The following is a 23,922-nucleotide window of genomic DNA, read 5'->3' as shown; positions in this document are numbered from 1 at the left end:
CTTGCTATCGGCGATTTTTTGCCGGATCGGCATGAATCGACCGGCTGAAAAGGCACAATTGGCCAACTGACTTGCCCAATTGGAAACGGCTGGCTATGCACCTTGCAAGGTGCCGTTATCCCCCAGAGGCGACGGACCACCGCCATTGGGATGGGACAAGGATAACAGGGTGAGAACGCGTCTCGCAATTCGCATACATGCGATTCTTGAACACTATTTTCCGGAACGCCGGCTGTTTTTGAAATCGGATACCGACACCCGGTTCATCCGTCTTAAATCCGGCACACAGGTTCTGGCATTCGCCGGAAGCGCGGCGATCATCGCCTGGGCCATAGTTGCAACCGCCATTTTGCTGATGGACAGCATCGGATCGGGCAATTTCCGCGAACAGGCCAAGCGCGATCAGCGCACCTATGAGGCGCGGTTGAATGTTCTGTCGGGACAACGCGATGCCCGCGCCGAAGAAGCGCTGGCCGCACAGGAACGGTTCAACGCGGCACTGGACCAGATATCGGTTATGCAATCCGAACTTTTGTCTTCGGAAACGCGCCGCCGCGAGTTAGAAACCGGGATCGAGGTGATCCAGACAACATTGCGCCAGACCATGCAGGATCGTGAAGCGGCCCGCGCGCAAGTGACGGCCCTGGAAGACCAGACAGAAAACGTTGCGGCACTGGTGGCGGCCAATCCCGGCGCAATCGCACCAACCGAATTGCTGGCCACGGCACTTGCCGAAACGGCAAAAGAACGCGATCAGGTTATCGCCGATGCAGAGGATGCATTGATCAAGGCGGATGAAATGGCGTTTCAGATCGCCCTGATGGAAGAGCAGAACGACCAGATATTCCGCCAACTGGAAGAAGCCATGACAGTTTCCGTGGCCCCTTTGGACAAAATGTTCCGCGCTGCGGGCTTGCCGACAGATCGTATCATCGAACAGGTCCGGCGCGGCTATTCCGGTCAGGGCGGCCCCCTGACCCCGCTGTCGTTCTCGACGCGCAGCGACGAACTTTCGCCTGACACGATGCGCGCCAACCGGCTTTTGAACCAGATGGATCAGCTTAACCTTTACCGGATCGCCGCGCAGAAAGCGCCCTTTGCCACGCCGGTCAAATCCGCCTTCCGATTCACCAGCGGCTACGGCTATCGCCGTGACCCGAAAACCGGCGGTCGGCGCATGCACAGCGGCGTTGACTTTGCGGCAAGCACAGGCACGCCGATCTATTCAACGGCGGACGGTGTTGTGGTGCATTCCGGATGGTCCGCAGGATATGGTCGTATGGTCAAAATACGGCATGAATTCGGAATTGAAACGCGCTATGCGCACCTGTCGAAATTGCGGGTAAATGTTGGTCAAAGGGTCTCGCGCGGGGAACGTATTGGTGATATGGGAGCGTCTGGACGTGTTACAGGTACTCACTTACATTACGAAGTCCGTGTAGGCGACAAAGCCGTCAACCCAATGATCTATATCAAGGCTGCAAACGATGTTTTCTAAAAGCAAAATCAACGAACCCGGCCCAAAGGCCGATACCGCAAAACCTGCAGCTCCGGAAGCGCCTGCAAGTTCCCAGAACCAGAACGAGTTCAAGGCGTCGGCCCCGAAGGCCAAACCGCCCGCATCGGTTCTGTCGGCGGATCTGCATGTCACCGGCAACATGAAAACAACCGGAGACATCCAGGTTGAAGGCACTGTTGAAGGGGATATCCGCGCCCATCTTCTGACCATTGGCGAAACCGCGACCATCAAAGGCGAAGTGATTGCCGACGATGTTGTGGTCAATGGTCGCATCGTTGGCCGCGTGCGCGGCTTGAAAGTGCGCCTGACATCGACAGCCCGCGTCGAGGGCGACATCATCCACAAGACAATCGCGATCGAAAGCGGTGCGCATTTCGAAGGGTCTGTCCAACGTCAGGACGATCCGCTGAACTCGGGCAAATCCGCCCCCGCGCCCACCCCGCCGTCGGCGGCACCCGCGCAGGCTGCGAAAAGCTCTTAAGCGACAGAACACCCCATAAGAAAAGGCGCCGGGCATTGCATGCTCCGGCGCCTTTTTTGTTCCTGTCAGGGCGGTTGATCGCCCGTTGTGATTATTGCACGACGCGCACGGCCTGCATCACATCGGGCTGACCGGTGACAGCACCGCTTTGCCCCGATCCGCGTTTGATTGCATCCACCACATCCATCCCGTCGGTAACGCGGCCAATTACCGTGTACTGACCGTTCAGGAAATGCCCCTGATCGAACATGATGAAGAACTGGCTGTTGGCGCTGTCAACGCTTTGGCTGCGCGCCATGCCAACGATCCCGCGGTCAAACGGCACTTCGGAAAATTCGGCCAGAATGTTTCCGCGCTGTGATCCGCCCATGCCGGCGTTGCGCATATCCTGACCCAGCTTGCCAAATTCCACGTCACCGGTTTGCGCCATGAAACCTTCGATGACACGATGGAAGACAACATTGTCGTATTTGCCCTCCTGTGCCAGCGCGACGATCTGCGCGGTATGCAATGGCGCGATGGTTTCGGCCAGATCAATGGTGATCACACCGTTGGACTCTCCGGCGACGGCAATCTGAAGATAGGGGCCGGGCTGGTCCCAATCCACGGCCGCCCCCGGTTTGGGTTCCGGCATATCAACCGAGCCTTGCGATGCAATCACCGGACCGGCATCCACCGCGACGGGGCCAGCGCGCAACACCATGAACATCAGAATGATCCCGACGCCTGCGCACAGGAACATGCCCAGCCACAGAAATGTCTTACGCATCTGACGCGACCTTGACGCTGACCATCCGGTCGGGGTTTGCAGGTGGTTCGCCTTTTACGATGGCGTCGACATGTTCCATGCCCGAAATCACCCGGCCATAAACGGTGTACTGGCCGTTCAGGAAATGGTTGTCCTTGAAGTTGATGAAAAACTGGCTGTTGGCGCTGTCGGGGTTGGCAGAACGCGCCGCGCCCAATGTGCCGCGATCATGGGGCAGTTTGGAAAACTCGGCAGGCAGATTGGGCAGATCGGAACCGCCGGTTCCGGCCGAACGCAGATTGAACCCGGATTCCATATTGCCATTCGCCACATCGCCGGTTTGCGCCATGAAGCCATCAATCACGCGGTGGAAACAGACGTTGTCATAAGCACCGCTGCGTGCCAGTTCCTTCATGCGCTCGGCATGTTTGGGGGCCACATCGGGCAGCAATTCGATTGTGACGGTTCCGTCCTTCAGTTCCATCAGAATTGTGTTTTCGGGGTCTTTTATCTCGGCCATCGGGCGCTCCTGTACTTGGGTTTGGCATTTACCTATGCCGCGCAGCCCCAATTGCCAAGTGTCCCATTGACGAACGTGGCAAATGCCGCAAAAACCGGCCACCAAAGGGATCGGAGACAAAGCATGAGCTGGAAAACACTGGATGACATGGAGCTTGGTGGAAAGCGCGTGTTGATGCGCGTCGATCTGAATGTTCCATTTGAAAACGGCGTAGTGACGGATGATACGCGGATCCGGCGGCTTGTGCCGTCAATCTCGGATGTGCTGCGCGCGGGTGGCAAGCCGGTTCTGATGTCACATTTCGGACGCCCCAAGGGCGCAGCAGATCCGGCCCTGTCGCTGCAACAGCTGGTGCCCGCCTTGGAAACCGCCTTTGGCGTCCCGGTCATGTTTGTGGCCGATTGCCGTGGCCCGGCGGCCGAAGCGGCCGTGGCCGCCCTGCCCGATGGCCAGATCCTATTGCTTGAAAACACCCGGTTCTATGACGGGGAAACCAAGAACGATCCCGATCTGGCCGCTGAAATGGCGCGTTTGGGGGATGTCTATTGTAACGATGCATTTTCAACCGCGCACCGCGCGCATGCATCCACCGAGGGGGTGGCGCGTTTGCTGCCCGCCTGTGCCGGCAGGTTGATGCAGGCCGAATTGCAGGCGCTGGATGCAGCACTTGGTCAGCCCCAGCGCCCTGTTGTGGCTGTGGTGGGGGGCGCAAAGGTATCAACCAAACTGGAACTGCTGGGCAATCTGACGACCAAGGTCGATTACCTGGTGATCGGTGGCGGCATGGCCAACACCTTTCTGGCCGCGCAGGGCAAAGAGATCGGCACATCACTGGCCGAACGCGATATGACCGACACCGCGCGCGAGATTCTGGAAGACGCCAGAACGGCGGGATGCCGAATTATCCTGCCCGTCGATGTGGTTGTGGCCCAGAACTTTGCCGCACATGCACCGCACCAGACAGTTCCGGCGGATGCCTGCCCCGCCGATGCCATGATTCTGGATGCCGGACCGGATACCGTCGCCCTGATTGCGGGCACGTTCGAACAGGCGCGCACCCTGATCTGGAACGGCCCGATGGGCGCGTTCGAACTGCCCCCCTTTGATGCGGCCACGAATGCTGCCGCACAAAAGGCCGCTGATCTGACCAAGGCCGGTCAACTGGTGTCGGTGGCGGGTGGTGGCGATACGGTTGCCGCGCTTAATCAGGCCGGTGTCTCGGCCGATTTCACCTATATCTCGTCCGCGGGCGGAGCGTTTCTGGAATGGATGGAAGGCAAGACACTGCCCGGTGTGGCTGCGTTAATGGCCTGACACACCGGCAACACTGTGTTCGCGCTAACTGAATTGCAACGCTCCGCGCAACTGCCTATTGAATGTCTTTAACCGGAAATCTTATTTCAAACGAGTATTGGGTAACGTCAGACATGCCAGACCAGAAACAGACAGATCAGATCCGCAGCGGCAAAGGCTTTATTGCAGCACTGGACCAAAGCGGCGGATCAACACCCAAGGCGCTGGCGTTGTACGGTATATCGGAAGATGCCTATTCCGGTGACGCGCAAATGTACGACCTGATCCACGACATGCGCACCCGGATCGTCAACGCGCCCGCCTTTACCGGAGAACGCATTCTGGGCGCCATTCTGTTTGAAAACACGATGGATCGTGAAATGGGCGGCAAGCCCACCGCGCATTATCTGTGGCAGGATCGCGGTGTTGTCCCGTTTCTGAAGGTCGATAAGGGCCTGATGGACGAAGCTGACGGCGTGCGCCTGATGAAACCGATGCCGGGATTGGACGAACTGCTTGCGCGCGCGGCCAAGGGCGGCATTTTCGGCACCAAGATGCGTTCGGTCATCGATGCGGCCTCGGCCACCGGCATCCGCGCCAACGTGGCCCAACAGTTCGAGATCGGCAAACAGATCATTGCGCATGGACTGGTGCCGATCATCGAGCCCGAAGTCACGATTTCGATCACGGACAAGGGCGCCGCCGAGACCATCCTGCGGGACGAGATTCTGGCCCAGCTTGATGCGCTGCCTGACGGGGGCGATGTGATGCTGAAACTGACGCTGCCCGAGGTTGCGAACCTGTACAAGCCGCTGGTGGATCACCCGCGCGTGCTGCGGGTTGTCGCGCTTTCGGGCGGGTATTCGCGGCAAGAGGCAAACGCGCGTCTGGCCAGCAATAGCGGCGTGATCGCCAGCTTTTCGCGTGCGCTGACCGAAGGCCTGTCTGCCCAGCAATCCGACACCGAGTTCAACGATACGCTCAACGCGACAATCCAAAGCATCTATGATGCGTCGGTTGCCGGCTGAAGCACGGCGCAGATGCCCCGAAAACACGGCAAGCCTTTGCTTGTCTTAATTTTTTGACAATTAGGGGATTCACAACGCGAATCGCCTGTGCCATAGTGCATTTACCGTCCGGCAAGAGACGTTTTCGTAGGCAGTATATTCAGTGACACGCGCATCCCGCCCCGCCCTTGGCGTTCTTATCTTTTTCGCAATCTCGTTTGCTTTGTGCATCTATTTTACCTTTGCAGCAGTGCAGGGTGATTTCGGATTGTTCCGTCGCGCCGAAATCGTGGCCGAGGCGGATCATCTGAAGGTTGAACTGGCGAAACTGCAACTGGATGTCGCGCGGATGGAAAACCTGACGCTGCGCCTGTCCGACACCTATCTTGATCTTGATCTTCTGGATGAACAGGCGCGTTCCGTTCTGGGCCTGTTGCGTCCCGATGAAATCGTGATCCGCTAAGGACTGCGTAACCTCTTAAGTGCGATGAAGTGACGGCGCGTCATATTGGCACTCGCGTCTTAATCCTGAATCCGTTATTAGATAGTTTAACGCTAAACTATTTGTGCAGATAAGGGAGAGCGCAGCCATGGCCGCCCGAAAAACAACAAAGAAACCAAACGTTTCCACCGAGGAACTGAAAGCCTATTACAAGGATATGCTGCTGATCCGGCGATTCGAAGAAAAGGCCGGACAGCTTTACGGCATGGGTCTGATCGGCGGTTTCTGCCATTTGTACATCGGGCAAGAGGCCGTTGTCGTCGGGCTTGAGGCCACCGCCAAGGAAGGCGACAGCCGTATCACAACCTACCGCGATCACGGCCATATGCTGGCTTGCGGAATGGACCCGAACGGCGTGATGGCCGAATTGACCGGACGCATCGACGGCTATTCCAAGGGCAAGGGCGGTTCGATGCACATGTTCAGCAAAAACAAACGCTTTTACGGCGGTCACGGCATTGTGGGCGCGAACGTTCCCCTGGGCGCAGGTATCGCCTTTGCCGACAAATATCGCGGTACCGACAATGTGACGTTCACCTATTTCGGCGATGGCGCTGCCAACCAAGGGCAGGTCTATGAAACCTTCAACATGGCGGCGTTGTGGGAATTGCCGGTGGTTTTTGTCATCGAAAACAACCAGTACGCCATGGGAACATCACAGAAACGCTCGACCTCGTCGCCCGATATCTATCATCGCGGCGAAGCGTTCGGCATTCCGGGCGATATGGTTGATGGCATGGATGTTCTGGCCGTCAAGGAAGCCGGCGAGAAGGCTGTGGCGCACTGCCGCGCCGGTAAAGGCCCCTATATTCTTGAAATCAAAACCTATCGCTATCGCGGCCATTCGATGTCGGATCCGGCCAAGTACCGCACCCGCGAAGAGGTTCAGAAAATGCGCGACGAGCGCGATCCTATCGAACAGGTTCGCGAGCTTCTGCTGACCGGCAAACACGCCACCGAAGACGATCTGAAAGCGATCGACAAAGAGATCAAGGCGGTGGTCAACGCCTCGGCCGAATTCGCAAAAACCAGCCCCGAGCCCGATCTGGACGAGCTCTGGACAGATATTTACGCCTGAAGGGCCGAGGAGGATTAAGCAATGGCAACCGAAATTCTGATGCCCGCCCTTTCACCAACGATGGAAGAAGGCACATTGGCCAAATGGCTGGTCAAAGAAGGCGATACCGTCAATTCCGGCGATATTCTGGCCGAGATTGAAACCGACAAGGCCACGATGGAGTTCGAGGCGGTCGACGAAGGCGTGATCGGCAAGATTCTGATCGAAGAAGGCAGCGAAGGCGTGAAAGTGAACACCGCCATCGCCGTTCTGCTGGAAGAAGGCGAAGATGCGTCGGCGATACCCGACAGCGCATCCGCCGCAGAAGAAGAGGCGCCAAAGGCCGAAGAACCTGCAAAAGAGTCGGCCCCGGCAAAGGCCGCCACCCCTGCCCCGGTTCCCGCCGCCGATCTGACACCGGACTGGCCCGAAGGCACCAAGATGAAAACCCAGACCGTGCGCGAAGCGTTGCGTGACGGCATGGCCGAGGAAATGCGGCGCGACGAAGACGTGTTCCTGATGGGGGAGGAAGTCGCCGAATATCAGGGGGCCTACAAGATCTCGCAGGGGATGCTGGACGAATTCGGTGCCAAGCGCGTGATCGACACCCCGATCACCGAACACGGGTTCGCCGGGATCGCCACTGGTGCCGCCTTTGCCGGATTGCGCCCGATTGTGGAATTCATGACGTGGAATTTCGCCATGCAGGCGATTGATCACATCATCAATTCGGCGGCCAAGACACTGTATATGTCCGGTGGCCAGATGGGCGCGCCGATGGTGTTCCGCGGCCCCAACGGCGCCGCCGCACGGGTGGGCGCGCAGCACAGCCAGGATTACGCCGCATGGTACATGCAGGTACCCGGCCTCAAAGTGGTGATGCCCTATTCCGCATCCGACGCCAAAGGGTTGATGAAAACCGCCATCCGCGACGACAATCCGGTAGTATTTCTTGAAAACGAAATTCTTTACGGTCGCACATTCGATGTTCCGGATCTGGATGATTACACCGTTCCTTTCGGCAAGGCCCGCATCTGGCGCGAAGGCAGCGATGTCACCATCGTCAGCTTTGGCATCGGCATGACCTATGCATTGGAAGCGGCCGACAAACTGGCCGCAGAAGGTATTTCCGCGGAAGTCATCGATCTGCGCACCCTGCGCCCGATGGACACCACCACCATTCTGAATTCGGTGATGAAAACCAACCGCTGTGTCACCGTCGAAGAAGGCTGGCCCCAAGGATCGGTCGGAAATTACATCAGTTCGGTGATCATGCAGCAGGCATTCGATTATCTTGATGCGCCCGTGGTCAATTGCACCGGCAAGGATGTTCCGATGCCCTATGCCGCCAATCTTGAAAAACACGCGCTGACCACGACAGACGAAGTGATCGCCGCCGTCAAACAAGTCACCTACCGGTAAGGAGCGCGCAACATGCCTACAGAAATCCTCATGCCCGCCCTCAGCCCGACCATGGAAGAAGGCACATTGGCCAAATGGCTGGTCAAGGAAGGCGACACAGTCTCTTCCGGCGATCTGCTGGCCGAGATTGAAACCGACAAGGCCACGATGGAATTCGAAGCCGTGGACGAAGGGATTGTCGGCAAGATCCTGGTGGCCGAAGGCAGTGAAGGGGTCAAGGTCAACACCCCGATCGCGGTTCTGCTGGAAGAAGGCGAAAGTGCCGATGATATCGACACATCGGCCCCGGCCAAAGCGGAAGCTGCCGATGCTGCGCCGGAAAAAGATGCGCCCGCCGACTCTGAGTCCGCAGCGCCAGCCGCAGCACCGGCAGCCCCGACAACATCTGACGGCTCGCGCGTTTTTGCATCCCCACTTGCCCGTCGCATTGCAGCCGACAAGGGTCTGGACCTTGCCGATATCTCGGGCTCTGGTCCGCGTGGCCGGATCATCAAGGCGGATGTCGAAGATGCCAGTGCGCCCGCCAAATCCAAGGCCCCTGCTGCGCCTGCGCAGGCTGCGGCGTCTGCCGCACCCGCTGCCATGGCATCCGGTCCGTCGGCCGATGCGGTTGCGAAAATCTACGCGGATCGCGACTATGAAGAGGTTAAACTGGACGGCATGCGCAAGACCATCGCCGCCCGCCTGACCGAAGCCAAACAATCGATCCCGCATTTCTACCTGCGCCGCGATATCAAACTTGATGCGCTGCTCGCCTTCCGAGGCCAGTTGAACAAGGATCTGGAATCGCGCGGCGTCAAACTCTCGGTCAACGATTTCATTATCAAGGCCTGCGCCCTCGCGCTGCAATCGGTGCCCGATGCCAATGCGGTCTGGGCCGGTGACAGGATGTTGAAACTGAAACCGTCCGATGTGGCCGTTGCCGTCGCGATCGAAGGCGGGTTGTTCACGCCGGTTCTGCGCGATTCAGAGATGAAATCGCTGTCCGCTCTTTCGGCCGAAATGAAAGATCTTGCCACCCGTGCGCGCGATCGCAAACTTGCCCCACATGAATATCAGGGCGGCAGTTTCGCCATTTCCAACCTTGGCATGTTCGGCATCGACAATTTCGATGCGGTGATCAACCCGCCGCATGGCGCGATCCTTGCCGTTGGCGCCGGTGTGAAAAAGCCGGTGGTGGGCAAAGATGGCGAACTGTCCGTGGCCACGGTCATGTCGGTGACATTGTCAGTCGATCACCGGGTGATCGATGGCGCGCTTGGGGCGCAACTCTTGCAGGCCATCGTCGACAATCTGGAAAACCCGATGGTCATGCTCGCCTGATCTTCTTCTGTTTGAAAATATCCAAAAAAAAAGCGCAGCCACTGGCTGCGCTTTCTACGTTTCTCTCATGGCGTGATCCGTCAGGGTTTCACCCCGAACATCTGGTCCATCGATACCGATGGCTGGTCACATCCTGCTTCGCCAACGATCTTGGCCGGAATGCCGGCCACAGTCTTGCAGGGAGGAACGTCCTCCAACACGACCGATCCGGCGGCAATCCGGCTGCAATGACCGATCTTGATATTTCCCAGCACCTTGGCCCCTGCTCCGATCAGAACACCGTTGCCGATTTTCGGATGACGGTCTTCCTCTTCCTTGCCGGTGCCGCCCAGCGTCACGGAATGCAGCATCGATACATTGTCACCGACCACGGCGGTTTCACCGATGACGATGGAATGGGCGTGGTCAATCATGATGCCGCGCCCGATCTGTGCCGCCGGATGGATATCAATGCCGAAAATCTCGGATACGCGCATTTGAACGAAATACGCCAGATCGCGTTTGCCATGTTGCCACAGCCAATGCCCGATACGGTAGGATTGCATCGCCTGATACCCTTTGAAGAACAGGATTGGCTGCAAAAACCGGTGGCAGGCGGGATCGCGTTCATAGACGGCCATCAGATCGGCACGTGCCGCGGCGACCAGTTCGGGGGATTCGGCATAGGCGTCATCCGCAATCTCGCGCAGGATTACCTGCGACATTTCATTGGACGACAGCTTGGCCGCAAAGCGGTAGGACAAAGCCTTTTGAATGGATTTATGGTGCAAAATACAGGCATGGATCAGGCCGCCCATCAGCGGCTCGTCGCGCACCGCGTCCTGTGCTTCTTTTTTTATCCGGTCCCATACCGGATCCACACTTGCCAGTTTTGTCCGCGTCTCGGCCATCACATCATGTCCTTTTCCTGCACATATGATATATCACCTAAAGGCAAAAAACGAAATTGCAATCCCGTGATGGGGTCCATCCGAAACATGAATGACACCCGGCGCGAAAGTTACCGCACCCTGATCGAAACCCGACTGGCCGATCTTGCGCAGGAAGACGCGCTTGGTCAGGACGCGCAGGCCGTTGTCACATTGGATCAACAGGCCGTCGGGCGGCTGAGCCGGATGGATGCGCTGCAAGCGCAGGCCATGGCCAAGGCACAACAGTCCCGCCGCACGCAGTTAAGCAGCCTTTTGCACGCCGCCTTGCGCCGGCTCGACAGCAACGAATTCGGCTATTGCGATGATTGTGGCGAAGAGATTGGCGAAAAGCGCCTGATGCTGAACCCGACTGTCACCCGGTGTATCAGTTGCGCGTCTGGCTGATGCGCCAGTCGACCAGCGCGCGCAACACCAGTTCCATGCAGGCACAATAGCTATCATTGTCAAAATCCGGTTCCGGAGCAAGCGGATGCCCGCGCGCCGCCGCCATCAGCGATCCGTTTCCCCAGAACGGATGCACCCGCCCTGTGCGCGCACGATGGCGGTCGGCCAGTTCCGACAATGCGGTTCTGGCCATCGCCACAAGCGCATCGTGTCGGGCAATTTCGTCATCCGGGGTGTTCACTGTCATATGGCATCATACCTCTCAGGCGTCATGATCCCCGCACAAGAGACACGAAAAAAGGCCGCCAGATTTTCATCTGCCGACCCGTCTGTCATGTCTTCCAGCTTGCAGTAATTACTACATTACACCGCGCGAAAAGTCAAGTCATTTCACCTGAACATCCCTCCCTAAGCGTACGGTATAATAAACAAATTACTAACTTCTTGACTCCCATCAACCTCCGACGAAACACCACCACAGCTTCGTTTTGTCGCAAATACGGACTCTGCCGGCGCACCAGGCGCGCCGATCAGTTATTGGCCCGTTCGGCTTCAATCTCGCGCCAGCGCGCGACGTTGCGGTTATGCTCGTCCAGCGTTTCGGCAAAGGCATGGCCCCCCGTCCCGTCGGCCACAAAGAATACGAAAGGCGTCGTATCAGGGTCCACCGCGGCCCGCAGGCTGGCCAGTCCCGGATTGGCAATCGGCGTGGGCGGCAAACCGTCGATCACATAGGTGTTCCACGGTGTATCGCCCCGCAATTCGCTCTGGCGCAAACCACGCCCCAGAACGCCTTTTCCGTTGGTGATGCCGTAAATCACGGTCGGATCAGTTTGCAGGCGCATGCCCTGATTCAGCCGGTTCACAAAAACACTCGCGACTTGCCGGCGCTCTTCTGCCACACCGGTTTCCTTTTCGATGATCGACGCCAGAATCAGCATCTCTTCGGGCGTCTGGATCGGCAGATCGTCTCTCCGGTTCTGCCAGGCTTCGTCGATCCGAGCTGCCTGCACCGCCTGCATCTGGGCCAACACATCCTCGCGCAGCGTCCCCTTGACGACTTCGTAGCTGTCAGGCGCCAAAATACCTTCGGCAGGCACCTCGGCAATCTCGCCTTCCAGCACATCCATCGCCTCCAGGCTTTCCACCACCTGCCAACTGGTCACGCCTTCTGCCAGCGCGATCCGAAAGCGCGTGTCACTGTCCGATTTCGTTTCCGTGTAGATTTCCGGCACGGTTTCTTCCGCAGGATCAAACTCGGCCCGTTCGATGAACCGGTTTGTCGCCGGGTCCAGTTCCCGCACCAGCACATTCAGCTTGGCCACGCCCACACGGTACACGATTTCCGTTCCACAGGTGCTGGCACCGCCACGAGTAATTGCATCCACGATCTCGGCCATCGACGCATGCGGATCAACCAGAAAGCTGCCCGCTTTCAACGCCTGTGTCTTGTCGGAATAATCCGCACCCAGCCGGAAAATGGCACCGCTTGAAATCGCGCCCTGGGCTTCCAGATCGCGGCTTACGATATCCATGTTGCTGCCACGGTCCACGCGCACGCAGATCGACTGGTCCAGCGGGCCTTCGGCGGTGTATTGCGACTTTCCCCACAAAATGACGCCGCCCAGCAGGAACAGGGCCACTGCCAGAAACGAAATCCCGTTCGAAGCGACGCTGCGCCACATCAGCTTGGTGCTTTGCCGATGACAATCGACGCGTTGGTGCCGCCAAACCCGAAGGAATTGGACAGCGCCACGTCGATTTTGCGTTCACGTTTGGTATTCGGGGCCAGATCAATCGGCGTTTGCGTTGCCGGATTGTCCAGATTGATCGTCGGCGGTGCCACCTGATCGCGGATCGCGAGGATCGAAAAAATAGCCTCGATCGCGCCGGCCGCGCCCAGCAAATGGCCGGTGCACGACTTTGTCGAAGACATGGTCACATTTGCAGCGGCATCGCCCATCATGCGCTCTACAGCGCCCAATTCAATCGTATCAGCCATGGTGCTTGTACCGTGGGCGTTGATATAATCCACATCCGCCGGCTCAAGACCCGCGTTTTTCAGCGCAGCGCGCATCGAACGTTCGCCACCTTCGCCGGATTCCGAAGGTGCGGTGATGTGATAGGCATCCCCCGACAGGCCATAGCCCAGAATTTCCGCGTATATTCTCGCGCCGCGCGCCTTGGCGTGTTCATATTCTTCCAGCACAACAATACCCGCGCCTTCGCCCATCACGAACCCATCGCGGTCCGTGTCATAGGGGCGGCTGGCCGCTGTGGGATCATCGGTACGTTTCGTGCTCAGCGCTTTGCAAGCGTTAAAACCGGCAATTCCGATTTCGCAGATCGCGGCCTCGGCACCGCCTGCGATCATCACATCGGCATCACCATGTTGGATCAGCCGGCTTGCATCACCGATTGCATGCGCCCCAGTCGAACAGGCCGTCACTACCGAATGGTTTGGCCCCTTGAACCCGTACCGGATGCTGATCTGCCCCGAAATCAGGTTGATCAAGGCACCCGGAATAAAGAAAGGAGACACCCGGCGCGGGCCGCGTTCCTTGATCAATACCGCTGTATCAGCAATCGAGGACAGGCCACCGATGCCGGAGCCGATCATGACACCGGTGCGCAGCCGGTCTTCTTCGTCCTCCGGGGTCCAGTTCGCATCGCGCACGGCCATTTCAGCAGCCGCGATCCCGAACAGGATAAAATCGTCGATCTTGCGCTGTTCTTTTGGCTCCAGCCAGTCGTCGGCATTGAAAGTTCCGTCGCTGCCATCTCCGCGTGGAACTTCACAGGCATAATTTGTGGCCAGATGGTTGGCATCGAAGCGCTGGATCGTTCCCGCGCCCGATTGACCTTCAAGCAACCGGCGCCATGTTTCTTCTACGCCAGACGCCAATGGTGTGACCAGACCCAGCCCCGTAACTACTACTCTGCGCATGGAATGCCCTCTTACCTTTTCACGTTCCTGCGCTCTTACCCCGCGCAGGGGCACGGGGGCAAGAGGCGGTACAAGACCCGATGGCAAAGACCGGCGCAAACCGGCACCTGCCCTGCGTTTTTTGCTGGGGCGGTACGGGTTTGCGCCCTAATGGTTTTTGGCCGGCGGTTACTTGAACGCTGCAAGCGGTTCGGCCTGCGGCCTTGCCAGTTCAATCGCTTCTTTCAGATCAATTGTCTTGTCAAACAGCGCGCGTCCGACAATCGCACCGGATATGCCAGACACGTATTTCAGCCGCGAAATGTCATCGACCGAATGCACAGTGCCGCGAGCGATCACAGGTATACGCGTTTCGCTTGCCAGGCCGGCAACCAGCCCCAGTTGCGCTTCCGTACCCTCGACAACGTCACTGTCGATATCCGTGACCACAATCGCCGCAAAAGGCGTGTTTTCGAACGATTTCAGAAATGCGGACGGCGTGTAGGCACTGGCCTGACGCCAGCCATCCGACATCACCTGTCCCTTCCACACATCCACCGCCAGTACGATCTGGTCCGGATGACGTTTTGCCATATCCTTGACGGTCTGCGGATCTTGTGTGGCCAGCGAACCGATCACGATCCGCCCTGCACCTTTTTCGATCCAGCGCTCGACCGACGCAACTGTGCGAAAACCGCCACCCAGCTGTACGGGAATTCCCGCCGACCGGATAATCTGTTCGATCAGTTCATTGTTTTCATCGCGCCCTTCAATTCCGTCGAAATCGGTCAGATGCATCCATTCTGCCCCCGCAGCGGCATACCCACGCGCCGTTTCCACCGGGTCTACATGCCAGATCATCGGCTCTTCGATCCGTCCGCGTTTCAACGACACGCAGCGGCCGTGTTGCAACTCGATTGTCGGATAAATAATCATGACACCATTCCTTCTGATTGGCAGCAAGACGCCCAGAACCAGCGCCCGATCCTGCGCTTATACCCTAACGTAAGGTGGCGTTGCTTTCAATTCGGCACAAACCTGTCCGTTCGCGTCATTTTGCGCCGATTAGCGTTGCGGTGCTTTGTCCCGGCGCATCAATTGCACCTTCGATCCATCATGCTCTGTCGTGCGCAGATTTGAATAACCAAGCGCATTCGCCAGTTTCAGAGAGGTTTCATTTTCCGGGGCGACCATGCAGACCAAGGGCCCCGGAATCACCCTGTCATACCAATCATGCACGGCCATGGTGGCCTCGCTTCCCAATCCCTTTTGCTGCGCCTCTGACGCCAGAACCCAGCCGGTTTCGGGAAAGGGATCAAAATCTGCGCCCAGATCACGCCCGCCGTTGAAAAACCCGGTTTGGCCGATCATTTTGCCGCTGGCGCGGTCTTCGATCGCCCATTGCCCGAATCCGGTCAGTTGCCATTGGCCTGCGATACGCACAAACGCGCGCCAGCTTTGCCCACGGCTGCGCGGTTGTCCAAACACATGCCGCGCCACTTCTGGATCAGCCCAAATCTCGGCAAACCGGGCAAAATCTTCCATCCGCAAAGGGCGCAGCGTCAGGCGCGAAGTATTGATCAGGGGAACGGCGCGGATCATGGGGCGGGGTCCGGTAATAACGAAAGGCTCAGTGTCTGTGTTGAAGCGCTTTGGCCCGATCCGCAAGCACGCGATTGCCTTTATAACGCAAAACGGCGCCTTTCCGCAGAAAGACGCCGTTTTACTTAACGAAAGTGCCGGATCAGGAAGCTTCAGTAATGAACTTCACTGCATCGCCAAAGGTTTGAATGGTTTCGGCTGCATCATCCGGGATCTCAATGCCAAACTCTTCTTCAAACGCCATCACCAATTCCACGGTGTCCAAGCTGTCTGCGCCCAGATCGTCGATGAAAGAAGCGTTTTCCGCCACTTTGTCTTCCTCGACACCAAGGTGTTCTACAACGATTTTTTTAACGCGGTCTGCAACGTCGCTCATATTCAGTCCTCATAATGGTGGGCGCGTTGGCCCGGTGTTGCCCTTACCCGAAAGGGTTGGCTTGGATAATCCCCAGACGGGTCTGGCTCTGGTCCCGAAAACATCGGGGGCCAAAGGGCGCTGCAAACGCCCAATGGAAAAAACTGCGCCGCCTATAGCACACCATGCGCCGATGGCAAACGCTTTCACAACCGTTCAAACTGCGCGGCTGTGATCGCCTACAACATGGCCATACCGCCGTTCACATGCAAGGTCGTTCCTGTGACATATCCGGCCTGGGGGCTGGCCAGATACAATGCTGCTGCAGCAATTTCTTCTGCATCGCCCATACGCCCTGCCGGAATCTGGCCCAGAATCCCGGCCTTCTGATCATCGGTCAGCTTGTCGGTCATTGCCGTCGCAATGAAACCCGGCGCAACCGCGTTTACCGTTATTCCGCGGCTTGCCACCTCATAGGCCAGCGATTTGGACATTCCGACCATCCCCGCCTTGGACGCGGCATAATTCGCCTGACCCGGATTGCCGGTGGCCCCGACCACGGAGCTGATGTTGATAATCCGCCCCCAACGCGCCTTCATCATGCCGCGCAGCACGCCTTTGCACAGCTTGAAGGTTGCGGTCAGGTTCACGTCCAGTACCGATTGCCATTCCTCGTCCGACATTCGCATGAACAGGTTATCACGGGTAATGCCTGCATTGTTGATCAGAATATCAACGCTGCCCATCGCCTCGTCCGCCTGTTTGGGCAATGCATCGACAGCTGCCATATCGCTCAGATTACAAGGCAACACATGGGCGCGTTCGCCCAGTTCCGCAGCCAGCTCTTCCAGCGGGCCGGTGCGTGTCCCCGACAGGGCAACCGTCGCCCCTGCGCTGTGCAGTGCCGTTGCAATCGCACCGCCAATACCGCCCGACGCGCCTGTGATCAGTGCATTTTTTCCTGAAATATCAAACATTCTTCATTCCCTGTTCAAGTTGCCGATAGGGCAGCAATGTCTTCCGGTGTGCCAAAGGCCCGTGTTGCGATTTCGCGATCAATCCGGCGGATCATCCCGCTCAACGCCTTGCCTGCGCCGATTTCCCAAATCTCGGTGACACCCTGCTGCGCCATCCACAACACGCTTTCCCGCCATCGCACCGATCCTGTGACCTGCTGCACCAGAAGCGATGCAATTTCGCCCGGGTCGGTTACGGCCTCGGCGCGGACATTGGCCACCAGTGGCACGACAGGCGCGGAAATTGTAACGGCGCTCAGTGCCTCTGCCATGGCATCTGCGGCGGGCTGCATCAATGCACAATGAAACGGGGCGCTTACGGGAAGCAAAACCGCGCGTTTTGCCCCGTGCGCCTTGGCAATCTCCACCGCGCGCTCCACCGCAGCCTTGTGGCCCGAAACGACCACCTGCCCCGGATCATTGTCATTGGCTGCCTGGCATACCTCGCCCTTTGCAGCCTCGGTCGCGACCGATCTGGCCGCTTCGAAATCCAGCCCCAACAGCGCTGCCATTGCGCCCACGCCCACCGGAACAGCCTCTTGCATGGCCTTGCCGCGGATCCGCAACAGTCGGGCCGTATCGGCGATCGATATTGCGCCCGCCGCTGCCAGCGCCGAATATTCGCCCAGCGAATGGCCTGCAACATAGGCCGCATCGCCGATTTTGATCCCCTCTGCCTCAAGCGCGCGCATCGCCGCAAGCGATGTCGCCATCAGCGCCGGTTGCGCGTTCTGCGTCAGGGTCAGCGCCTCCTGCTCCCCCTCCCAGATCAATCCGCTCAGGTTTTCGCCCAGGGCGTCGTCAACCTCGTCGAAAACGGCCTTGGCCGCCGGATAGGTCTGCGCCAGCGCCTGCCCCATACCGATGCTTTGGGCGCCTTGGCCGGGAAACACGAATGCGGTTGTCATGGATGGGGGTCCTCCTACTGTCCAGTTGCCTTGGTGTAGACTGCACCGCCAAGCCAGACAAGCCTTGCACCGCGCGTCCGCAGACCGCCTGTGCGGCAACGCATATTGCGCCTCGCGCCAACAGCTTACAGTCTGGCGCGATCCACAGGGGAATCACGCCATGCCACGTTCCAACACCAGCCACAGCTATGGCAGCGTCGCAAAAACCTTTCACTGGTTGGTGGCGCTGCTGATCCTGACGGTTATTCCGCTGGGGATCATCGCCAATGACATGGCCTATGACACATCCCGGCAATTGGCGCAGAAGGCGTTGTTGTTTTCGATCCACAAAACACTGGGCATAACCATCTTTTTTGTCGCTCTGGCACGCATTTTCTGGGCAATCACCCAGCCCAAACCCGGATTGCTGAACGCTGACAACCGGTTAGAGGCAACACTGGCGGAAACCGCCCACTGGCTGCTTTACGGGTCTTTGGTTCTGGTGCCGCTGACGGGCTGGATCGGCCATGCGGCCACAACAGGCTTTGCGCCGATCTGGTGGCCTTTCGGTCAGTCCCTGCCCTTTGTGTCCAAGGATGAAGGTATCGCGCATCTGTTCAGTGGCCTGCATCAGGTTCTGGAACGCTTGTTAATCGTTACCCTTGTCTTGCACATCGCCGGCGCGCTGAAACATCACATCATCAACCGAGACGCCACGCTGCGCCGCATGCTGCCCGGCCATGTGAACGCGCCCGCACCGCCGCCGCAGCACAAAACCGCCCTGCCCTTGATCGCGGCCCTGATTGTGTGGGCCGCGGCCCTTACGGCGGGAGCTTATGCCGGCTTTTTCCACCGCGACACAGCGACGGTGCCCGGTGCGGCGCTGGAAGACGTGCCATCGCAATGGATCGTGCAGGATGGCGCGATCACTATTTCTGTGACTCAGTTCGGCAGCACCGTCACCGGCACTTTCGCCGATTGGACGGCGGCCATCACCTTTGATCCAACCGAACGGGACGACCGCGCCGGTAGTGTCGACGTGACCATCGCCATTCCTTCCCTGTCCCTTGGGTCAGTTACAGCGCAGGCCCTTGGCCCCGATTTCTTTGATGCAGCGACATTTCCCACCGCCCGTTTTACAGCCGACATCCTGCCGATGCCCGATGATCGCTACGTTGCCGAGGGCACGTTGACGATCAGGGGCGCCACCGTTCCCGTCACTCTGAACTTTGATCTGGCAATAACAGACGGAGTGGCCGAGATGCGCGGCGATCTGATGCTGGACCGGCGCGATTTCGGTATTGGCGACAGCATGAGCGATGAAAAATCGCTGGGCTTTCCAGTCAAGGTGGATGCCACCCTGCGTGCCAGCCAAGCGGACACCTGAAGATGCGAAAAGCCCGCCCCGCCGATATGGCAGGACGGGCTTTTTACCTTACGGGCGGACGTTTTAATCCAGCTTCATTGCTTCAATCGAAATCTCAAGCGCGATCTCGTCCCCGACAAATGGCGCATAAAGCCCAAGGCCAAAATCACTGCGCATCACCGATCCGGTTGCATTGAAGCCGATTGCCGGTTTGCCGTTGAACGGCGGAAACGGATACTCCGCGAACACTCCGGTCAGAACGGTATCCAGCACCACCGGTTTGGTCACACCATTCAATGTCAGGTCGCCGGTGATCAGCGCGGTATCTTCGCCCGTGACCTCGATTCCGGTGGATGTGAATGTCACCAGCGGAAATTTCCCCAGTTTGAAAAAATCACCGGATTTCAGAAAATGATCGTCACGCGCCTGCCAGCCGGTGACCAGCCGGTCCGCCGCAATCGAAACCGCAACAGAAGATGCGGCCGGATTGTCCTGATCAAACATCACCTCGCCCTCGAACCCGGAAATCAGGCCGTGCGTCGTAGAAAATCCGGCGTGATTATAGGAAAACGCCACTTGGGAATGGCTGGCATCAACGGTGTATTTTTCAGCTTCGGCCAGTGCGGTCGTGGCCGAAAGCGCCACCGCAGCGGCAATTGGGAACAGTTTCATTTGATTTGGCTCCTGAAATGAAAACGGGTCATGCCCATCATAAATAGGCACGACCCGTTTTTTACAATTCAGCAGAAATCAACAGACCCTGTGATCACGTGAACACTGGCGTTTAGCAAAGCCGGTGTCCACAATCCTTCAGGCGCACAATGTGTCCAACTGGCGGCTGAGCGCACGGCGCGTATCGTCGTTTTCGATCGGAAAGCTGGCCAGCTCACTGCCATCGATATCCCACAATGTCACAACATTGCTGGTCACTTTGGCCCCGCCCAGACTGTCATAGCTGCGGCGCAAAATGGTTTTGGCCTTGTCGCCATCCACAATACGGACCTCGCGGCGGATTGCGTCAAACTGGATTTCGGATTTGTCCGGTGCCGGAAACATCTGCATCAGTGCCAGTCCGCTCAGCGCGCAGATCAGCGACATCACCAGTTTCATCAGCAATACTTCGGCATCCCACATCGCACCGGGCGCGACCCAAAGCGCAAACGCGGCCAGAACGCAGCCGGCACCCAGTACACGCATCGACGTGCGCATGATGGCAGAACCATCGTCATATCCGCCGGAAATAGCATCCTGAGACGCCGTTGCAGTTCCGTGCTTTGAACCCGAAGACAAAAATTCAGAAGTTGCAGTCATGTTATTCATCCCTTGTGTACTCGTGAAATTCTATTTCGTTTTTGATTGCTCTTACATTCGCGGGACATCACGGCAGGAATGGGGCAGGCCCAAGGTCATTGACAGGCAGTTGCACGACGAAGGTGCGGCAGAAAACCCAGAATGTGACGGACCGAAAACACTGTTTTACCTTTCCAGCCAGCCCCACACTTCCTAGTGTCATGCAAGAAAAGCGATCTGAAAGAGGTGCCCAGTGCCATCCATGTTTGATCCGGTTGACGTTCCCTTCATGGGCGCAAAAAAGGAACATGAACTGCCTGACGCGGATGTCGTCATTTTCGGCGCACCGCATGGAACGCCCTACCGTGATATCGACAACACGCCTTATGCTGCCGCACCAGACAGCCTGCGCGCCGCTTTGGCGGAAGATTCCCAATGGCTTGACCACTGGGATTTTGATCTGGACGGCCCGCTTCTGAACGATGGACCCTGTCGCGTGGCCGATGCGGGCAATCTTAGAACATCTTTTCAGGACGGCGCAGGCAACCGGTCCCTGATCGAAACCGCGACATCCGAAATTTTAAAGGCGGGTGCCGTCCCGGTGATGATCGGGGGTGACGATTCCACACCGATCCCCTTTATCAAGGCGTTGGCGCCATTGGGGCCGCTGACCATCATCCAGATAGACGCGCATATCGACTGGCGCGATGAACGGCGCGGCGAACCTTTGGGCTTTTCCAGCACAATGCGGCGCGCCTCGGAAATGGATCATGTAAAACAGATCGTGCAGGTCGGCATTCGCGGTTTGGGGTCTGCGCGCCGCACAGAAGTGGAAATTGCGCGCGACTGGGGGGCAACGATCATTCCCGCGCGGGAATTGCACCGCAATGGTATCGAAACCGTCATGCAGCACCTGACACCTGCGTCCAGCTGCATGATCACGATTGATTGCGACGGCCTGGATTCTTCCATCATGCCGGCGGTCATGGCCCCGACCCCCGGTGGTTTGACCTATTACCAGACCGTTGATCTGATCGCGGCAGTCTCCAGAACCTGTAATCTGGTCGCGTTCGATATGATCGAATTTGTCCCGACACGCGACAGCACCGGTACATCCGCGTTGACGGCCGCCAGAATTCTGGCCAATGTCATTGGCTGTCTGGCCCGCCGCTAGGCACCGTAACGCCGGCCAGTGACAGCGTCCCTTGCCCTGTCCTGCAAACCGTGTATATGGGGCGTTCCTTTTGCAAAGATTTGAACCGCGCAGTCTCTCGTGGTGGGGCAGCAAAAGGCGAACCGCCCTGCCTTTGAAATGCGCCTTGATATAAAAGTAGGAGTGCACATGCCCCTTTACGAGCATGTAATGATTGCGCGTCAGGACCTGTCCAACACGCAAGCCGAAGGCCTTATCGAACATTTTGGCACCGTTCTGTCCGACAATGGCGGAAACCTCGTGGATCACGAGTATTGGGGCGTCAAAACGATGGCGTACAAGATCAACAAGAACCGCAAAGGTCACTATGCCTTTCTGCGGTCCGACGCACCGGCCCCTGCCGTGCAGGAAATGGAGCGCCTGATGCGTCTTCATGATGACGTTATGCGCGTTCTGACCATCAAGGTCGATGAACATGCAGAACTGCCATCCGTGCAGATGCAGAAACGTGACGAACGTGGTGATCGTGGCGAACGCCGCGAACGCCGTTGATCAACGCTTGAACAAAGGACGTTAAACCATGGCAGCCAAACCATTTTTCCGCCGCCGCAAAGTGTGCCCCTTCTCGGGCGACAACGCACCGGCGATCGATTACAAAGACACACGTCTTCTGCAGCGCTACATTTCCGAGCGTGGCAAGATCGTGCCATCCCGCATCACCGCAGTGTCGGCCAAAAAGCAGCGCGAACTGGCCCGTGCCATCAAACGCGCCCGCTTTCTGGCGCTTCTGCCCTACGCCGTGAAATAAGGAGTAAGCACAATGCAAGTTATCCTTCTCGAACGCGTGGCCAAACTGGGCCAGATGGGCGAAGTCGTCGATGTGAAATCGGGCTATGCGCGCAACTATCTGCTGCCGCAGGGCAAAGCCCTTTCGGCATCCGAAGCGAACATCGCCAGCTTTGAGGCCCGCAAGGCCCAGCTGGAAGCGCAGAACCTTGAAACCAAGAAAGAAGCCGAATCCATGGCTGCGAAACTGGATGGACAGCAGTTCATCGTGATTCGCTCTGCCTCGGACGCAGGCGCGCTTTACGGTTCTGTTACCACCCGTGACGCCGCCGACGCGGCGACCGAAAACGGCTTTACTCTTGATCGCAAGCAGGTCGTTCTGACCGGCCCGATCAAACATCTGGGCGTACATTCGGTTTCCATCGTGCTGCACCCCGAAGTGACAGCAGAAATCAATCTGAACGTCGCACGTTCCCCTGAAGAGGCGGAATTGCAGGCATCGGGCAAATCCATTCAGGAACTGGCCGCAGAAGAAGAAGCTGCGGCAGAATTCGAAATCGCCGAATTGTTCGACGATATCGGAACTGCCGCTGCAGAAGACTTCGATCTGGCCGAATCCTCGGGTGTTGCCACCGAAGAACCCGCCAGCGACGAAGACGAAACACCGGCAAGCTGATCCCGATCAGCGACCTGACCCACATCAACGCCGCGCAGGTTTCCTGCGCGGCGTTTTTCGTTGCCGGCGCGCCATCGGCAGACCCTTGCGCATGGTGCACAGGCTGTCTTGCCTCATCTCGGATAAGCCGCCAGAAACAACTCAGTTGATCCTTTCGAAAGCGTATCCATGCCCGGGTTTTTCCGCCGTTTGGCTTTGATCCTTTTATGCGCAGCATTGGCCGGATGTGCCAGTTCGCAACCTGATCCTGTATCGCGGGCCGCGCCGCCCCTTTACCCCAATGAAACACCGCAGTTGCGTCAGCTGATCAATCAATATGCCGATCTTTACGATGTGCCCCGCCCCCTGGTGCACCGCGTTGTGATCCGTGAAAGCACACACAACCCCGCCGCGCGCAACGGCCCTTACATGGGGCTGATGCAGATCCATCCCAACACAACGCGCGGTATGGGCTATGACGGCCCCGCTGCGGGCCTGCTGGATGCGGAAACGAACCTGACCTACGCCGTCAAATACCTGCGCGGCGCGTGGCTTCTGGCCGATGGCAGTTATGACAACGCAGTCAAATGGTATTCGCAGGGCTATTACTACGAAGCCAAACGCCGTGGCATGCTGGTGGAAACCGGTTTGAAATCCTGACCCGGCCAGATCACCCGTTGACCGGCACAGCGGCCAAA

At 58.0% G+C, this 23,922-nt stretch carries 28 protein-coding genes; 15 read left to right on the top strand and 13 right to left on the bottom strand.

The annotated features are described in order from the left end of the window. Window positions 1-169: 169 nt before the first annotated feature. Together C1J05_RS08850 and C1J05_RS08845 are read left to right on the top strand one after the other, a co-directional pair. Window positions 170-1,498 (top strand): M23 family metallopeptidase, encoded by a 1,329-nt coding sequence (locus C1J05_RS08850; protein WP_114869931.1) that lies wholly within the window; start codon window positions 170-172, stop codon window positions 1,496-1,498. Beyond that, complete coding sequence (locus tag C1J05_RS08845; RefSeq protein WP_114869930.1) at window positions 1,488-2,000, top strand: bactofilin family protein; 513 nt, start codon at window positions 1,488-1,490, stop codon at window positions 1,998-2,000. Before C1J05_RS08850 ends, C1J05_RS08845 begins: the two co-directional genes overlap by 11 nt. A 91-nt stretch (window positions 2,001-2,091) precedes the next feature. Here the strand turns inward: C1J05_RS08845 and C1J05_RS08840 are convergent, their stop codons facing one another. Both C1J05_RS08840 and C1J05_RS08835 read right to left on the bottom strand, forming a co-directional pair. Beyond that, window positions 2,092-2,634 carry a peptidylprolyl isomerase gene (locus tag C1J05_RS08840; protein ID WP_114872217.1) on the bottom strand — a complete coding sequence of 181 codons (543 nt, stop codon included), beginning with the start codon at window positions 2,632-2,634 and terminating at the stop codon, window positions 2,092-2,094. Window positions 2,635-2,761: 127 nt separating this feature from the next. Continuing rightward, window positions 2,762-3,268: a peptidylprolyl isomerase gene (locus C1J05_RS08835; protein WP_114869929.1), complete on the bottom strand. Its 507-nt coding sequence runs from the start codon at window positions 3,266-3,268 to the stop codon at window positions 2,762-2,764. A gap of 123 nt (window positions 3,269-3,391) precedes the next feature. On the opposite strand from C1J05_RS08835, the gene C1J05_RS08830 reads away from it, so the two are divergent. The 6 genes from C1J05_RS08830 (at window position 3,392) to C1J05_RS08805 (ending at window position 9,872) form a co-directional block, all read left to right on the top strand. Beyond that, on the top strand, window positions 3,392-4,582 hold the full coding sequence (locus C1J05_RS08830) for a phosphoglycerate kinase (RefSeq protein WP_114869928.1): 1,191 nt from the start codon (window positions 3,392-3,394) through the stop codon (window positions 4,580-4,582). Between the two features lie 113 nt (window positions 4,583-4,695). Next, window positions 4,696-5,589, top strand: a complete 894-nt coding sequence (locus tag C1J05_RS08825; protein WP_114869927.1) for a fructose bisphosphate aldolase — start codon at window positions 4,696-4,698, stop codon at window positions 5,587-5,589. 142 nt (window positions 5,590-5,731) lie between these two features. Further along, complete coding sequence (locus C1J05_RS08820) at window positions 5,732-6,031, top strand: FtsB family cell division protein (protein ID WP_114869926.1); 300 nt, start codon at window positions 5,732-5,734, stop codon at window positions 6,029-6,031. A 127-nt stretch (window positions 6,032-6,158) separates the two neighbouring features. Beyond that, complete coding sequence (pdhA, locus tag C1J05_RS08815) at window positions 6,159-7,148, top strand: pyruvate dehydrogenase (acetyl-transferring) E1 component subunit alpha (protein ID WP_114869925.1); 990 nt, start codon at window positions 6,159-6,161, stop codon at window positions 7,146-7,148. Window positions 7,149-7,169: 21 nt separating this feature from the next. Further along, window positions 7,170-8,549: a pyruvate dehydrogenase complex E1 component subunit beta gene (locus C1J05_RS08810; protein WP_114869924.1), complete on the top strand. Its 1,380-nt coding sequence runs from the start codon at window positions 7,170-7,172 to the stop codon at window positions 8,547-8,549. Between the two features lie 12 nt (window positions 8,550-8,561). Further along, window positions 8,562-9,872: a pyruvate dehydrogenase complex dihydrolipoamide acetyltransferase gene (locus tag C1J05_RS08805; RefSeq protein ID WP_114869923.1), complete on the top strand. Its 1,311-nt coding sequence runs from the start codon at window positions 8,562-8,564 to the stop codon at window positions 9,870-9,872. Window positions 9,873-9,952: 80 nt separating this feature from the next. Here the strand turns inward: C1J05_RS08805 and cysE are convergent, their stop codons facing one another. After that, a complete protein-coding gene (cysE, locus tag C1J05_RS08800; RefSeq protein ID WP_114869922.1) occupies window positions 9,953-10,762 on the bottom strand; it encodes a serine O-acetyltransferase in 810 nt (269 codons plus the stop codon). An 87-nt stretch (window positions 10,763-10,849) separates the two neighbouring features. Between cysE and C1J05_RS08795 the strand changes: the two genes are divergently transcribed. Continuing rightward, complete coding sequence (locus tag C1J05_RS08795; RefSeq protein WP_254684746.1) at window positions 10,850-11,188, top strand: TraR/DksA family transcriptional regulator; 339 nt, start codon at window positions 10,850-10,852, stop codon at window positions 11,186-11,188. Here C1J05_RS08795 and C1J05_RS08790 read toward each other — a convergent pair. From C1J05_RS08790 to fabD, 8 genes are all read right to left on the bottom strand, one after another. Next, on the bottom strand, window positions 11,169-11,435 hold the full coding sequence (locus tag C1J05_RS08790) for a DUF7742 family protein (RefSeq protein ID WP_114869920.1): 267 nt from the start codon (window positions 11,433-11,435) through the stop codon (window positions 11,169-11,171). The two genes, C1J05_RS08795 and C1J05_RS08790, sit on opposite strands and share 20 nt — an antisense overlap. Before the next feature lie 283 nt (window positions 11,436-11,718). Continuing rightward, complete coding sequence (mltG, locus tag C1J05_RS08785) at window positions 11,719-12,873, bottom strand: endolytic transglycosylase MltG (protein WP_114869919.1); 1,155 nt, start codon at window positions 12,871-12,873, stop codon at window positions 11,719-11,721. Next, window positions 12,873-14,135 (bottom strand): beta-ketoacyl-ACP synthase II, encoded by a 1,263-nt coding sequence (fabF, locus tag C1J05_RS08780; RefSeq protein ID WP_114869918.1) that lies wholly within the window; start codon window positions 14,133-14,135, stop codon window positions 12,873-12,875. Before fabF ends, mltG begins: the two co-directional genes overlap by 1 nt. A gap of 168 nt (window positions 14,136-14,303) precedes the next feature. Further along, a complete protein-coding gene (locus tag C1J05_RS08775) occupies window positions 14,304-15,050 on the bottom strand; it encodes a HisA/HisF-related TIM barrel protein (RefSeq protein ID WP_114869917.1) in 747 nt (248 codons plus the stop codon). 129 nt (window positions 15,051-15,179) lie between these two features. Then, window positions 15,180-15,716, bottom strand: a complete 537-nt coding sequence (locus tag C1J05_RS08770; protein ID WP_114869916.1) for a GNAT family N-acetyltransferase — start codon at window positions 15,714-15,716, stop codon at window positions 15,180-15,182. A 142-nt stretch (window positions 15,717-15,858) separates the two neighbouring features. Then, window positions 15,859-16,092 (bottom strand): acyl carrier protein, encoded by a 234-nt coding sequence (locus C1J05_RS08765; RefSeq protein ID WP_039529899.1) that lies wholly within the window; start codon window positions 16,090-16,092, stop codon window positions 15,859-15,861. Between the two features lie 218 nt (window positions 16,093-16,310). Beyond that, window positions 16,311-17,048: a 3-oxoacyl-[acyl-carrier-protein] reductase gene (gene fabG, locus C1J05_RS08760; RefSeq protein WP_114869915.1), complete on the bottom strand. Its 738-nt coding sequence runs from the start codon at window positions 17,046-17,048 to the stop codon at window positions 16,311-16,313. Between the two features lie 14 nt (window positions 17,049-17,062). Beyond that, the gene (fabD, locus tag C1J05_RS08755) at window positions 17,063-17,995 is read right to left on the bottom strand and encodes an ACP S-malonyltransferase (RefSeq protein ID WP_114869914.1); all 933 of its coding nucleotides are present in this window, start codon (window positions 17,993-17,995) and stop codon (window positions 17,063-17,065) included. A gap of 160 nt (window positions 17,996-18,155) precedes the next feature. Here fabD and C1J05_RS08750 point away from each other — a divergent pair, with 160 nt between their 5' ends. Further along, complete coding sequence (locus C1J05_RS08750) at window positions 18,156-19,361, top strand: cytochrome b/b6 domain-containing protein (RefSeq protein ID WP_114869913.1); 1,206 nt, start codon at window positions 18,156-18,158, stop codon at window positions 19,359-19,361. Between the two features lie 63 nt (window positions 19,362-19,424). Here C1J05_RS08750 and C1J05_RS08745 read toward each other — a convergent pair whose 3' ends face one another. Together C1J05_RS08745 and C1J05_RS08740 are read right to left on the bottom strand one after the other, a co-directional pair. Further along, window positions 19,425-20,012: a YceI family protein gene (locus C1J05_RS08745; RefSeq protein ID WP_114869912.1), complete on the bottom strand. Its 588-nt coding sequence runs from the start codon at window positions 20,010-20,012 to the stop codon at window positions 19,425-19,427. A gap of 138 nt (window positions 20,013-20,150) precedes the next feature. Further along, a complete protein-coding gene (locus tag C1J05_RS08740; protein WP_162797971.1) occupies window positions 20,151-20,651 on the bottom strand; it encodes a hypothetical protein in 501 nt (166 codons plus the stop codon). Window positions 20,652-20,892: 241 nt separating this feature from the next. Between C1J05_RS08740 and C1J05_RS08735 the strand changes: the two genes are divergently transcribed. The 5 genes from C1J05_RS08735 (at window position 20,893) to C1J05_RS08715 (ending at window position 23,884) form a co-directional block, all read left to right on the top strand. Beyond that, on the top strand, window positions 20,893-21,804 hold the full coding sequence (locus tag C1J05_RS08735) for an arginase family protein (RefSeq protein ID WP_254684790.1): 912 nt from the start codon (window positions 20,893-20,895) through the stop codon (window positions 21,802-21,804). Between the two features lie 168 nt (window positions 21,805-21,972). Next, on the top strand, window positions 21,973-22,335 hold the full coding sequence (rpsF, locus tag C1J05_RS08730) for a 30S ribosomal protein S6 (RefSeq protein WP_114869910.1): 363 nt from the start codon (window positions 21,973-21,975) through the stop codon (window positions 22,333-22,335). Window positions 22,336-22,363: 28 nt separating this feature from the next. After that, window positions 22,364-22,591, top strand: coding sequence for a 30S ribosomal protein S18 (gene rpsR, locus C1J05_RS08725; RefSeq protein WP_005852865.1), 228 nt, complete (start codon window positions 22,364-22,366; stop codon window positions 22,589-22,591). Between the two features lie 12 nt (window positions 22,592-22,603). Continuing rightward, a complete protein-coding gene (rplI, locus tag C1J05_RS08720) occupies window positions 22,604-23,245 on the top strand; it encodes a 50S ribosomal protein L9 (protein ID WP_114869909.1) in 642 nt (213 codons plus the stop codon). Window positions 23,246-23,413: 168 nt separating this feature from the next. Beyond that, the gene (locus C1J05_RS08715; protein ID WP_205389210.1) at window positions 23,414-23,884 is read left to right on the top strand and encodes a lytic transglycosylase domain-containing protein; all 471 of its coding nucleotides are present in this window, start codon (window positions 23,414-23,416) and stop codon (window positions 23,882-23,884) included. Window positions 23,885-23,922 lie beyond the last annotated feature (38 nt).

Origin of the sequence: Sulfitobacter sp. JL08 (assembly GCF_003352045.1) — a bacterium.
Classification (GTDB): Bacteria; Pseudomonadota; Alphaproteobacteria; order Rhodobacterales; family Rhodobacteraceae; genus JL08.
The sequence above is the reverse complement of the archived record's forward strand: the minus strand, read 5'-3'. Positions and strand labels throughout refer to the sequence as shown.

What these genes read in the sequence shown, in the direction of transcription:
- fabD (WP_114869914.1), bottom strand. Translation starts at nt 17,995, where the DNA reads ATGACAACCGCATTCGTGTTTCCCGGCCAAGGCGCCCAAAGCATCGGT.
- C1J05_RS08795 (WP_254684746.1), top strand. Translation starts at nt 10,850, where the DNA reads ATGAATGACACCCGGCGCGAAAGTTACCGCACCCTGATCGAAACCCGA.
- C1J05_RS08790 (WP_114869920.1), bottom strand. Translation starts at nt 11,435, where the DNA reads ATGACAGTGAACACCCCGGATGACGAAATTGCCCGACACGATGCGCTT.
- fabG (WP_114869915.1), bottom strand. Translation starts at nt 17,048, where the DNA reads ATGTTTGATATTTCAGGAAAAAATGCACTGATCACAGGCGCGTCGGGC.
- rplI (WP_114869909.1), top strand. Translation starts at nt 22,604, where the DNA reads ATGCAAGTTATCCTTCTCGAACGCGTGGCCAAACTGGGCCAGATGGGC.
- C1J05_RS08835 (WP_114869929.1), bottom strand. Translation starts at nt 3,268, where the DNA reads ATGGCCGAGATAAAAGACCCCGAAAACACAATTCTGATGGAACTGAAG.
- cysE (WP_114869922.1), bottom strand. Translation starts at nt 10,762, where the DNA reads ATGGCCGAGACGCGGACAAAACTGGCAAGTGTGGATCCGGTATGGGAC.
- C1J05_RS08750 (WP_114869913.1), top strand. Translation starts at nt 18,156, where the DNA reads ATGCCACGTTCCAACACCAGCCACAGCTATGGCAGCGTCGCAAAAACC.
- C1J05_RS08765 (WP_039529899.1), bottom strand. Translation starts at nt 16,092, where the DNA reads ATGAGCGACGTTGCAGACCGCGTTAAAAAAATCGTTGTAGAACACCTT.
- C1J05_RS08775 (WP_114869917.1), bottom strand. Translation starts at nt 15,050, where the DNA reads ATGATTATTTATCCGACAATCGAGTTGCAACACGGCCGCTGCGTGTCG.
- C1J05_RS08840 (WP_114872217.1), bottom strand. Translation starts at nt 2,634, where the DNA reads ATGCCGGAACCCAAACCGGGGGCGGCCGTGGATTGGGACCAGCCCGGC.
- mltG (WP_114869919.1), bottom strand. Translation starts at nt 12,873, where the DNA reads ATGTGGCGCAGCGTCGCTTCGAACGGGATTTCGTTTCTGGCAGTGGCC.
- C1J05_RS08830 (WP_114869928.1), top strand. Translation starts at nt 3,392, where the DNA reads ATGAGCTGGAAAACACTGGATGACATGGAGCTTGGTGGAAAGCGCGTG.
- C1J05_RS08745 (WP_114869912.1), bottom strand. Translation starts at nt 20,012, where the DNA reads ATGAAACTGTTCCCAATTGCCGCTGCGGTGGCGCTTTCGGCCACGACC.
- fabF (WP_114869918.1), bottom strand. Translation starts at nt 14,135, where the DNA reads ATGCGCAGAGTAGTAGTTACGGGGCTGGGTCTGGTCACACCATTGGCG.
- C1J05_RS08825 (WP_114869927.1), top strand. Translation starts at nt 4,696, where the DNA reads ATGCCAGACCAGAAACAGACAGATCAGATCCGCAGCGGCAAAGGCTTT.
- rpsF (WP_114869910.1), top strand. Translation starts at nt 21,973, where the DNA reads ATGCCCCTTTACGAGCATGTAATGATTGCGCGTCAGGACCTGTCCAAC.
- C1J05_RS08810 (WP_114869924.1), top strand. Translation starts at nt 7,170, where the DNA reads ATGGCAACCGAAATTCTGATGCCCGCCCTTTCACCAACGATGGAAGAA.
- C1J05_RS08845 (WP_114869930.1), top strand. Translation starts at nt 1,488, where the DNA reads ATGTTTTCTAAAAGCAAAATCAACGAACCCGGCCCAAAGGCCGATACC.
- C1J05_RS08770 (WP_114869916.1), bottom strand. Translation starts at nt 15,716, where the DNA reads ATGATCCGCGCCGTTCCCCTGATCAATACTTCGCGCCTGACGCTGCGC.
- C1J05_RS08805 (WP_114869923.1), top strand. Translation starts at nt 8,562, where the DNA reads ATGCCTACAGAAATCCTCATGCCCGCCCTCAGCCCGACCATGGAAGAA.
- C1J05_RS08740 (WP_162797971.1), bottom strand. Translation starts at nt 20,651, where the DNA reads ATGACTGCAACTTCTGAATTTTTGTCTTCGGGTTCAAAGCACGGAACT.
- rpsR (WP_005852865.1), top strand. Translation starts at nt 22,364, where the DNA reads ATGGCAGCCAAACCATTTTTCCGCCGCCGCAAAGTGTGCCCCTTCTCG.
- C1J05_RS08715 (WP_205389210.1), top strand. Translation starts at nt 23,414, where the DNA reads ATGCCCGGGTTTTTCCGCCGTTTGGCTTTGATCCTTTTATGCGCAGCA.
- C1J05_RS08735 (WP_254684790.1), top strand. Translation starts at nt 20,893, where the DNA reads ATGTTTGATCCGGTTGACGTTCCCTTCATGGGCGCAAAAAAGGAACAT.
- pdhA (WP_114869925.1), top strand. Translation starts at nt 6,159, where the DNA reads ATGGCCGCCCGAAAAACAACAAAGAAACCAAACGTTTCCACCGAGGAA.